Annotated in this window: 9 protein-coding genes; 7 read left to right on the top strand and 2 right to left on the bottom strand. The window is 34.2% G+C overall.

The window, feature by feature from the left end; translation table 11 throughout:
* Positions 1-140 precede the first annotated feature (140 nt).
* Entirely contained in the window at positions 141-1,838 is a 1,698-nt protein-coding gene (locus LOK41_RS22575) for a helix-turn-helix domain-containing protein (protein WP_241818389.1), read from the bottom strand.
* Positions 1,839-3,252: 1,414 nt separating this feature from the next.
* Here LOK41_RS22575 and LOK41_RS22580 point away from each other — a divergent pair.
* From LOK41_RS22580 to LOK41_RS22610, 7 genes are all read left to right on the top strand, one after another.
* A complete protein-coding gene (locus tag LOK41_RS22580; RefSeq protein WP_241818390.1) occupies positions 3,253-3,759 on the top strand; it encodes a hypothetical protein in 507 nt (168 codons plus the stop codon).
* A 148-nt stretch (positions 3,760-3,907) separates the two neighbouring features.
* Entirely contained in the window at positions 3,908-4,357 is a 450-nt protein-coding gene (locus LOK41_RS22585) for a hypothetical protein (RefSeq protein ID WP_241818391.1), read from the top strand.
* A 1,311-nt stretch (positions 4,358-5,668) separates the two neighbouring features.
* Complete coding sequence (locus tag LOK41_RS22590; protein ID WP_241818392.1) at positions 5,669-7,369, top strand: hypothetical protein; 1,701 nt, start codon at positions 5,669-5,671, stop codon at positions 7,367-7,369.
* A 902-nt stretch (positions 7,370-8,271) separates the two neighbouring features.
* Complete coding sequence (locus LOK41_RS22595; RefSeq protein ID WP_241818393.1) at positions 8,272-8,568, top strand: hypothetical protein; 297 nt, start codon at positions 8,272-8,274, stop codon at positions 8,566-8,568.
* A 1-nt stretch (position 8,569) separates the two neighbouring features.
* A complete protein-coding gene (locus LOK41_RS22600) occupies positions 8,570-8,755 on the top strand; it encodes a hypothetical protein (RefSeq protein ID WP_241818394.1) in 186 nt (61 codons plus the stop codon).
* Positions 8,756-8,855: 100 nt separating this feature from the next.
* The gene (locus LOK41_RS22605; RefSeq protein ID WP_241818395.1) at positions 8,856-10,037 is read left to right on the top strand and encodes an FtsK/SpoIIIE domain-containing protein; all 1,182 of its coding nucleotides are present in this window, start codon (positions 8,856-8,858) and stop codon (positions 10,035-10,037) included.
* Complete coding sequence (locus LOK41_RS22610) at positions 9,976-10,590, top strand: replication-relaxation family protein (RefSeq protein WP_241818396.1); 615 nt, start codon at positions 9,976-9,978, stop codon at positions 10,588-10,590. Before LOK41_RS22605 ends, LOK41_RS22610 begins: the two co-directional genes overlap by 62 nt.
* Here LOK41_RS22610 and LOK41_RS22615 read toward each other — a convergent pair whose 3' ends face one another.
* On the bottom strand, positions 10,591-10,821 hold the full coding sequence (locus tag LOK41_RS22615) for a helix-turn-helix transcriptional regulator (protein WP_221783438.1): 231 nt from the start codon (positions 10,819-10,821) through the stop codon (positions 10,591-10,593).
* Between the last annotated feature and the right edge of the window lie 588 nt (positions 10,822-11,409).

The raw sequence follows: 11,409 nt of genomic DNA on the forward strand, positions 1-11,409 counted from the left end.
CACCTATCGTTGGGCTATTGCCCTGCACACGCTTGAGGAAGGAGAATTCTTTCGGATAATTCGTTAAAATATCTATGTGCAAGCAATATAAAAGAAAACAAGAATCAGGAACCCGTTTAAAAGTGTTCCCGCTCCTTTTCCTACATAGACTCAATTATGATTTGCCTTTCATACCATTTGGTTAATTTATTATTGACGCTATTCGAGATACGTTTCATTTTCTTGTTACAAAATCTTGATAGCGTAGCGGGAGATAATCCTATCTCATCTGCAATTTCGCGCATTGTTCTATTTTTTTGCATATGTTGGTGCATAATTTTCTCTCTGATCATATCCTCTGAACCATCAATACTATACTTTACCATATCGATGGTTACATTATTTTCTTGCTTATCCGGAGCTTCAATCACCTTTTTCTTTACCAAACTACCGATATTATCCATTAACTCTTTAGGAGGCAAGATGGTGATTCCTAATTTAGAGTAGTAATTTTTAAACCAATTCCGTTCTCCAATCCTGGATTCATCAAGTTCCTCACTGTATGCCCAATGTGAAATAACTTTTTCTTTTTCTAAATCTATCAACACATTTTCTAGTTGCTCACGAATACGATGTGGACGTCCCTTCGCAATATTAATCCCCATTACAGACAGTAATCCTTTTTCTCCATCAATTGAATAGGGTCTTTTTAAATTGCTGTACTGTTGGCGAATTCTCCACTGCCAGGATAAGTACCGAATTAATCGCTTATGGAATTTGTGTCGATAACTATTGTACTCCAATGCTTTTTTAGATAATAAAGCTGTTGTACTATTAGAGCCGTATAAGTACATCGATAAAAAGCTACCTGGTTTTATTCTACAAGATTCAATACCTACGTAATCATTAGTATTTTTATCTCTCCAAAGAACTACAGAATCTAAAACGAAGAGTCTTTTAATTACTTCACGTTTCATTTCAAATTGCTTCCCAGTTTCTGCACGATCATTTAAAACCACTACTTCGTTATCATCATTTAAATAAATAAAGATACTCGCTAAAGCAGCAATTCGTTGAGCAACTTTGATTTTATCTTCTGCACGATAATACTCTATACCGTTTGCTCTTGCTTTTGGCATATTACACATATCCAGCACATTCTCGTAGCTGAAATCAATAAACTCATCTGGAGACTTCGCTTGATTAAGCCACTGTATCGTAATTGTATCTAGACAATCAGCTGTAAGATCATCCATATTACTGATAACACCATCTACTAGTATTGACCATCTTTCTGCTTCATTAGTGTTTACTAATCTTAGATCTTCATCTTTATGTGATGACAGTTGAGCAACTCCACTCGTGTTTTTAGTTTCTAGTGGTAATACAGGTACTGCTCCTAATTCGTCTTCTTCAAATTGATTTTTTGCTATACCATCACGTAGTTGATAATATACCGCGTCATTACTAACAGGATAGTAATCATCAGTAATGTCCGTTTCTTGTTCTTTTACCTTCTTATCTTTTGTATTAGATAAGATAGTCGTTTCAACGGTTTCTGACATTCCTTCAAACTCTTGCTCTATTATCTTATCAAGTACACTTCGAAGCTCATTTTTATATTTATCTAAATTTGCATATATGTGCAATAACGAAATTCCTTGTTCTTGTTTCTGACCTAACCAAGAAACAAGTGCTGAAAATGAAGGAGAAATATTAGCTGAAGTTACTAATCTGTCATGATTTTCTTGTACTTCATCATAATATTTATTCCACTTTGTCCATAGCTGCTTGTTCTCTTCATATATTGGAGCAGCAAGAAAAAGGGCATCACTAAACAACACTAATACTTTCTCCAAATAAAAAACCTCCTAACAAAATAACCACTGGATATATATACTATAAAACTTGAAATATCCTAGCTATATAGTGGCAACACAGCTCAAAACCTAAAATGTTACCAGAATCTTCTGCGTATAATAAAAATTCAACGTACGGTACATGGAATACTACTTAACCAGTCATGTTCTTGTCTTTAATTATATAAGACTATGTCTATTTGTAAAATTACTACTTTACACCATACCCTTTATTCGAGAAAGTTATTAGGCAATCAAAGATGAAGACTATACTTTTTAGGTTAGTTCTACTTGTCTCTTATGTCACAAATTAATTGCCATCATACAGCTATATGATGGCAACTACAGGTCAAAAATATTAGGTTTCATCTAAAAAGCATTACATTCTTTATACATAACCATTTTAAGGCCTTTGTTATTATAACAACATTATAGTTACATGGTGGCCATATCTATATAAAACTTGAAACGTTATAGCTATATGGTGGCAACTACTGTAGCTTTTGAATAAAGTTTGATTAAATTAACTTAATAAACCTTGATAAAAGAGCGAATAGAAAAAGCGTGTTTTGAAAAAAAGTTTGATCAAAACACGCCTTTTCTATATTCAATTGAATCATCCTTTTATAAAAAAGTTTGATAATTTTTGTGAACCTTACTCAATTAAAGCGCCCTATAATTGAATAACACATCAGTTTCTATTAGCTGGTTTAGCTGAATAAGGAACAGTTATATAACGAGAGGTTCATGATATAATTATCATAGATAATCGCTTACAGAAACAAAGCGCAATATATTAACCGCTCTGAAAATTACATCTTTTAAGGGGCCGATGAAAGTTGACAATGGATAGGAAAAAATCAAGCCAAACCCAGTATTATCAAAGTTTTGGCTATTGGCCGTTTTTTATCGTTTATGCAGGATTTTATACATCCTAGTTATTACAAGGATTTAAGTCATCTTTTTGAATAGAACCTGACGGCTTCTCTTGCATAAAATCCTGTATAAAGATAGGAGTTCTATCACTTGGTCCTGATTGGGATATACCCTTCTTTATTAAATAAAAAGCGCAGGCCTAAGCCTGCGCTAATAGCCTTCAAGGCTTTTTTTAAATTCAATTGATAATAAAGTCCACTGTTTACCTCTATTCACCTAAAGACGAGAAACAGCAAATTACGCTAGCTCAGCTTTCCTATTGCCAAAATTCAATTGCCTATAGCTTAATAAAAAAGCATAGTGTTTAAACCAATAATTCATTTCACAGAAATATTGAAAAAATCCAAAATATGTTTATCTTGGAGATACACGTTAATAATGAGGTTGAGGGGAATTACTTGGAATTTGTTCAACCAGATTCGGGACACGACTATTTAAGGTAAATCTCCCATCAATTTTTTCTTTGGAGTGATGAGATATGAATAGGTTTTCGCTAGATGACCTCGAGTCAGTCGTTAGAGGCGGCAAGGCCGTGATAGCGGCGGCGGATAGCATTGTCATTGCTGCAGTGCAGGACGCCGTGAGGAAAGGCAGGACCGCCACCTTCTACCTCACCCGTGATCAGTTCACAGCAGTCAGACAGTGGTACTGGACCCCCAAGAGGTTCAGAGAATATGGACTTGAGCCGGTGTCTGATGAAGAAAAGGCTCGAATCCAGTCCGAATTGGGGATTAAGGAAGATGATATTTTCTATTCCAACCGTATCAAGTGCCAGTGCGGGCATGTGTATGGCGCATTTGAGTTCATGCAGCAGGGAATCAATGAACATGGACGGGAGGCTGTGGAATCGGTCTTCAATCTGAAGGATACATATGTCATGCGCGTTAATTCACACCAAGAAGCTATTTGCCCCAACTGCAAAAATTTTTTGCGGGAATCCCACTACTACGATATGAGGAGATACGGGTGCGCTAGAGTAGAGTAGAGGGAACATTTTATTGCGATAATGGGACTTAGGGTAACACGTACCTTCTAGTGTAACCGAGCCAAAAAAAGAAAAATTGGAGCGATGTGATATGAATAGATTTTCGCTGGATGACCTCGAGTCAGTCGTTAGAGGTGGCAAGGCCGTGATGGCGGCGGAGGATGGTATTATCATAGCCGCAGTGCGAGACGCTGTGAGGGAAGGCAGGACCGCCACCTTCTATCTCACCCGTGATCAGTTCAAAGCAGTCGACTCGTTGTACTGGACCCCCAAGAGGATCAAGGATTGGGGACTTGAGCCGGTATCTGATGCAGAAAAGACTCGAATCCAGTCCGAATTGGGAATTGAGCAAGCCAATATTTTCTATTCCAACCGTATAAAATGCCAGTGTGGGCATGTGTATGGCGCATTTGAGTTCATGCAGCAGGGAATCAATGAACATGGACGAGAGGCCGTGGAATCGGTCTTCAATCTGAAGGATACATATGTCATGCGCGTTAATCCACACCAAGAAGCTATTTGCCCCAACTGCAAACGGCGTGAGCCGACAGCCCACGCTTACGTTTGCGAGGTCTATGGGTGCAATAGAGCAGAGTAATAAAGTATTATACTTTTTTTCCTAGCTGTTTGAGCTGTTGAAAGACTATTACTGTTTGGTGATTCATCGAATCACCACCTTTGAAAGCTTATGTACTCGCACAAGTACATAGGCTTATTTTGTTTGTTGTAAAATAGTTTCACAGGGCGATTCTCCGACATGTAGCCTTGAAATAAAGTTTGATTAAATTAACTGTATAAACCTTGATAAAAGAGCAAATAGAAAAAGCGTGTTTTAAAAAAATATTGATCAAAACACGCTTTTAACATATTCAATTGAATCATTCTTTTATAAAAATGTTTCATCATTTCTGTGATTCTTATTCCAAAAAACGTCTTAGTGTATAATCGCGTTTTGTCGACAGCGCCCCTATATAACTTATCTACTTAATAGTCTAAATTCCCTATGACTACCAAAAACTCCTTCCTGTTCTTTTGCCACGTTAGCTTAATACATTTTTTCATATTCTTCACGATCAATTAAATATGGTATTCCACAATATGGCCCAATTGTGGAAGAAAGAGATACTCTGCAAAATAGATCTTTATATCAAACTTTTTTACAAATGATCAATCTTTATTTTAAATCAACAACTACAGGACAAAAATATTAAGTTTCATCTAAAAAGCATGAAATTCTTTATTCTCAACCATTTCAAAACCTTTGTTATTATAACAACCTTATAGTTACATGGTGGCTATAGTTATATATAAAACTTGAAATGTTATAGCTATATGGTGGCAACATCTTTTAATAAAAGATACTCCCTAAATCTACATCTACCAAGGATTTAAGTGCATTTTACGATAAATAAAAGTTTTATTTCAAACATGAAACGCTTTAGCGGTATGGTGGCAACTAATTTTAGAAAATATGAAACGAGTATAGCTATATGATGGCAACACTTTCTTGTTAAAAAGAAGCCCAAAACCCTCTATATAACAACATTTATATGTGTATTTCACACGTTTAACAAACATATTAAAACATGAAACGTTATAGCTATATGATGGCAACAACTCTTATATTAAGAACATGAAAAAGCTTATAGAATCAAGGTTTATAGGCTTTTTTACAAAATCAATATGCGTTTCATGTTTGAAATCTCTTATAGCGGTATGGTGGTCAAAAACTTTTTTTTATGAAACGTCAAATCCCTTGTGCGCCAAGGGATTCAGGCACGTTTCATATTTTTGTTTTTTCTCTTAAAGGGGCATATTTCATCAAATTTCGATTTGCTATAATCAAAATTGGTATATTTTATAGTGTTTTGGCATATATTTCTTGATTTCTGTGTAGGAGGTGAAAAAGATGGGACAATCATTTATTATTCGTAATCAACGTAGTCTAAATGGACAAGATACAAATGCAGTTTTAGTAACATTAAAATCTTGGCAAAAACTTGTTGAAGCTTTTGAAGAAAAATACTACAGCTATAAAGATACATACCTTGAGGATATTCTGGATCATATGACATATGAAGAACGTATTGCTGATGTAGACGGCTTTGTGGCTCAAGCGAAACCATCTTTTTCACGTCGTACACTATCTGCTATTTCAGAAACAATGGGAAGAAAACATAAATTATATGGCATTACAAATGCAGATTTAGAAGTCTTCTTATATCTACACAAGAAATGTTACACGAATGGGGTTATTCCAAATGTAACAGTGCATATGATGTGGGAAGATTACAAGCAATATAAAGAGGAATTTGCTTATATACAGCATTCTCAATTCTATATTGCATTAAAGAAATTAAGTTTACATAACATTATTACAATTGAAAATGAATTAGATGGCCGTTATACCATTAAACTAACTCATTTTATGAACGAAGAAACTGAAAAGGCAAATTCCTATGTATATATTAGCCCAGTCGTATTTACCAAAGCTTTCTTTGAGCTTTCAGTTGCGGCTAAGAAACTATTCTTGGACATTGCTATGCAACAGCACAGCGAAACGACTCTTAAACGTTCCTTAGACAAGCAGGACGAAAGAGGAAATAAAACTCATTTTGGCGGAATGTACCGCTTTTTACATAAGAAATACCCACATCAAATCCGTGCGGTTATGACAGAATTAACAACTGCATTACCATGTACAGGGACTCCGCTATTCAAAATTTGCAAGTTACAAAAAGGGGTTAAAAATACAAAAAGATATACAACGTTATATCTATCCTTACATACAGATTTCTTATGTACAAAAGAAGCTGGAGAAGTACAGTATCGCGATCCATTCACCCCAAAGGTTACATATGCACGAAAAGCTCGTTTTATTGAATCTGTGCTACAAGAACTGAATATAGGTGAATTTGCACAAGACATGAATAAATTTATTCATGTACTTAAGTATACTTGTCATCGACAAATTCGAAGTGTCATTCGTAGCTTACGTGACATGATAGATCGTAATGAAGAATATCCAAGTAAATTAGTGTATACACTGAAAAAACTATTAAATCAAACATCACAATATCAAATTCTTGATACAGCAGCAAAAGAAGGTATTTACCCTCTTATTACACAACATGTTCCAAAAGAGCAAAAGGAGCAAGCTGTATTTGATTTTGGATTGCACTTCTCTATGTACTCTCTACGAAACATCAAAAAATTGTTCCGTAAAACAAATGAGTTACTAAAGTCCAAATTCGCTGTACCGGTTACAGAGGAATCGTATCACCGTAACTATTTAAAGTATCAAGAAGAAACATTGTTTAGAAAATACGCCTATGAACAAGGTGCAAATCTAAATGCCTATATGGCTTTAGAAATAGAAATACGTGAACTTTTAAAAGCAAGAGGACATAAAGAGCGCTTTATTCCGAGTGATGTTCGCGAATTGTTCATTGAAAAGATAGATAGATTACCTAAAGAAAAACTTCGCGTTATTGAAGTACCTGATGAGTTCAATTTGATTACGTTTATGCGTGCATTTGAGCAATTAGTACGTGCTGGTATTCATGTAACAACAGCCGAACAGGTACTTGAGGTAATAGAAACAAATTAACGATACTCCGCTCTCTATTTTTGAAAAAAGTATAAATAGAGGGCTATTCGTGTTGGTCCCGTTGTTTAAACGTCCTTCACTGACTTCTCCTTATATACACATTCACTCGATTCTATTCATTAATAGAGTCTTTTTTTATACATTCCTATACAAAACTGTACTGCAATTAACTAATTTTCCACACCTATATTTAAATAAACACGTTATTTTTATCTAAAATCCATGCAAATACCTACAAAAAATCATAAGAAAAATAATAAATTTCATGGATAAGTAGATAATTAGAGCCTAATGTGAATAGTTTTATGTAATTATTATTGAAATAAAGGGATTTTGGTACTTCATCTATCAAAAATCATCAATATTTATGTGAGTCATGTGGCAAATTCTAATTTTGTTAATTAGTTAGCCTAGATTGTGAATGTTCTGTGAGTAAATATTATAAAATTGTGGACATACAGTGGATGAATTGAAAATTTAGCACTTGAATAAATATATGTAACAATGCATCAATTTGTTTCATTTTTTATGTAGAAATATGTGATCTTGTTTGCGATTATTTGTAGGTTTTATGCCTTACTAATGGCTAATTTTCTGTTGTTACATTTTACTATTTATGATTTTTTATGCTATAGCATGCTCAAATCCCTTGTTACAGTAAGGATAAGAACACATTTACCAGACCTATTTAAGTTTTATCTTCATATTTTAAATATATATAAGATATATATTTATATAAGATTTTATAAATTAATAAAAATATGATTAAAAAAGGGTAATTTATTATCGAACGTCATTCTAAAATGGGAATGGCGTATTTTTTTGAGGTACAAATTCGAAAAAATGAACCCTCATCATATGTATTTAGTGTATCTAGAAATCTATATGGATGGTGAGACAACATGAGTTATTATCAGATGTTATATAGTACCCCTTATCTGTATTCTTCAAAATCATTACGTCAGATGTACCGGGATACTAAAAGAGAAGAAGATATTTCAGCAATACGAGAGCACATGGTACGTCATGAAGTGTATTTAGACCGACAATACAAAGGTTATTATTATTTGAGTCAAAAAATCGAAGAGAATTTGTACGGTGATGAGTATCCGATCTCATGGAATGAATTGTTGGATGAGTATCAACTTTATAAGGATCGTAAGGGAAATTTGTCTATTAAACCAAAAGGGTGGGATTAACATGACAATCATTGGAGAATTAGGGGTTGTGTATGGTGTCACAGGAGTTTCTGTTTTAGGAATAAAGGTGTTAAAAAAGAAAGGTCTTTACCTTCCAGATTGGTTGCTACGTGCGGGGCTCAAATGCTTATTGATTGGGAGCGTTTGGTATGTGCTAATGGATATACTAGATGTGTTTCTACGTTAGTATTACATCTGGTAGTTGAAAATAATTGTAATAGTGCGCCTTAATCTGTTTTTTCTAACCTTCCATACAGGCTCAACTACCTAAAGGAGGTATGGAGGATATGATGTCACTTTTATTAATTCCAGCAACCTTTGTAACTGTTGCTTATTTTTATAAGGGAAAAGAAATGAGTGATAAGAAAAAAATCGCCACGTTTTTTGAAATTACAAAGATATGTGTTCAGCATAAAGGTGAATTACAATATCCCGTTTTTATAAAAGAAATGGAAGATGACATAAGCATGAATTATGTTTACAAGTTACCACTCGGCGTTCCAAGTCAGCTCATCAAAAAGTTAGCTGAAGTATTAGAAGAAGGACTAAATAAACCTGTTAAAATATCGTTTCATCAAAGGGAACTTCATATTCGAGTATTTAAGCAACAAATACCTGAAGTGTGGAATTGGTCTAAGGATCTACTAAAGAAGCACACATGGAGAGTTATGATGGGGAAATCGTTAGATAAACACGTATATCATGATTTCGAGAAAACACCGCACATGTGCGTAGCGGGTATGACACGTTTTGGAAAGACAGTATTTCTAAAAAATGTGATGACGAGTTTAATTTTACAACAACCTCGACATGTGAAGTTTTTTATTATTGATCTGAAGGAAGGATTAGAATTTAGTCCTTACAAGGATCTGTCTCAAGTAGTAGAAGTAGCTGAAAACCCGGAACAGGCGTTAGAGATGTTGGTGAGAGTACGTGAAAAGATGGTAAAACAGATTGAGATGATGAAAAAGTCCTATTTTACCAATGTTATAGATACATCAATTAGAGAGCGTTGTTTCATCATAGTAGATGAAGGAGCGAATCTTTGTCCGACACAAGGTTTACCTAAAAAACAACGGGATTTATTATTTATGTGTCAGGAGATGTTATCTGAAATCGCAAGAATTGGAGGTGGTTTAGGATTCCGGCTTATCTTTTGTACTCAGTATCCTACTTCTGATACTTTGCCGAGACAGATTAAACAAAATGCTGATGCAAAACTAGGTTTTCGATTACCAACAGCGGTTGCTTCACAAGTTGCTTTGGATGAACCAGGTCTTGAAGATCTGCCTTCTCTTCCAGGAAGAGCATTATTTAAGACTGATCGCACAGAGGAAGTTCAGGTACCTTATTTAAAGGATATGGACATGTGGGAATTACTGAAGCAATACAAGGTGGTGAAACAAAATGCGGCATCAAACACTCAAACAGAAAGCGAGACAAATCGAGATTTTATCCACTTTGAGTAAGTTAGATTTTGCAACGAGGAGACAATTGCAAGCCATTCACTGTTTAGGAAGTATTCGGAATGCAAATCGTGTATTAAAGGATCTGACTTCATATTGTCACATCACAAAAATAGCTCGTGAGCATGTATATTATTTAAATAAAAAAGGGCGTGATTTATTAGGAATCACAAGGATAGTAAAGAAAAATAATCTATTACAGCACATATTAATGAGAAATGAAGCTTGGATGTGGTTAGGATTTCCGGAGTGGAAAACAGAACAAACAATAGAATTTTCAACTGGTGGTCAGCAATATCAAATTATTCCTGATGCAACCTATTTTGAAGATAAAGTCCCTCACTTTGTTGAAATAGATCGCATGCAACATATGAAAGCAAACGAACACAAAGTACAGTTATATGGCCATATAACAGATATCTATAAAAGACAGAATGCTATTGTTCCAGTAGTTATCTTTTTTACCTTATCGGACTATCGGCAATCTAAATTAGAACAATATGCTATAAAACAAAATGTGTTTATGAGAACATTTGTGATGAATGATATTTTTTAATTAAAGCCAAAAATCATTGTAATCTACATTTTTATTTGTTAGCTTTTTTAAAGCAACAATAATTTTGGAACCCGTTTTTAAGGATGGAAGAAATGCATTTCCTTTGCATAAGCGACTAATTGTACCTTGACTTACACCGCTCCTTTCTGCTACTTCCTGTTGAGTTAAATTATGCTTATCTATAAATTTACCGAATTTACTCCTAGGTTTTCCTATACCAAACCAACTCATATTCTCACCTCAGGAAATCATTATTTATAAATCTAGCTTGTCCAAATCTATAATTTTTAAAACCTTCAACAAATTGTAATTTTGGAGTAGTGTTCATCATAAAATAAATTAAGAAGTAAAAATGAAAAAACATGTAATAATTTTGAGGAATCTAGCATTCATAGTAATAGCTACAAGTTGCTGATACACTAGCCTAATGGCAACTTGTTGCAACGAGTATTCCTGTAAAATAAAAAGCTCAAACCCATTGGTACACAAGGGCTTGAGCTTTTCTTAATTTATGAAGAAATGAAAATGAGTTTAATAAGTTAAGAGATACTAAATTGTTCAGTGGTCGAATTTTGAAGAACTATATATAATTTCACGTACCTTATTGATATTAAAAATTATTTATAAAAAGATTGTATAAACCGAAAAACAAGGTTTATAATAAGAACAAACATTCTGTTCCTGGAGGGTAAAATGATGTTCGATTACTCAAAATGCATGAATCGAATGATATTCTGTATCGACCTTTTCTGGGTTTTGGTGCAAAAACTTCAGGGAAATTGCAAATAATCTCTAAATCTTGGACATACTGATACTATT

This window comes from Bacillus sp. TL12 (assembly GCF_022625245.1).
Taxonomy (GTDB): domain Bacteria; phylum Bacillota; class Bacilli; order Bacillales; family Bacillaceae_G; genus Bacillus_A.

Bases quoted from the DNA above. Each gene is read 5' to 3' on its own strand.
- LOK41_RS22585 (WP_241818391.1), top strand. From the start codon at position 3,908: ATGGCGGCGGAGGATGGTATTATCATAGCCGCAGTGCGAGACGCTGTG.
- LOK41_RS22605 (WP_241818395.1), top strand. From the start codon at position 8,856: ATGATGTCACTTTTATTAATTCCAGCAACCTTTGTAACTGTTGCTTAT.
- LOK41_RS22595 (WP_241818393.1), top strand. From the start codon at position 8,272: ATGAGTTATTATCAGATGTTATATAGTACCCCTTATCTGTATTCTTCA.
- LOK41_RS22615 (WP_221783438.1), bottom strand. From the start codon at position 10,821: ATGAGTTGGTTTGGTATAGGAAAACCTAGGAGTAAATTCGGTAAATTT.
- LOK41_RS22590 (WP_241818392.1), top strand. From the start codon at position 5,669: ATGGGACAATCATTTATTATTCGTAATCAACGTAGTCTAAATGGACAA.
- LOK41_RS22600 (WP_241818394.1), top strand. From the start codon at position 8,570: ATGACAATCATTGGAGAATTAGGGGTTGTGTATGGTGTCACAGGAGTT.
- LOK41_RS22580 (WP_241818390.1), top strand. From the start codon at position 3,253: ATGAATAGGTTTTCGCTAGATGACCTCGAGTCAGTCGTTAGAGGCGGC.
- LOK41_RS22610 (WP_241818396.1), top strand. From the start codon at position 9,976: ATGCGGCATCAAACACTCAAACAGAAAGCGAGACAAATCGAGATTTTA.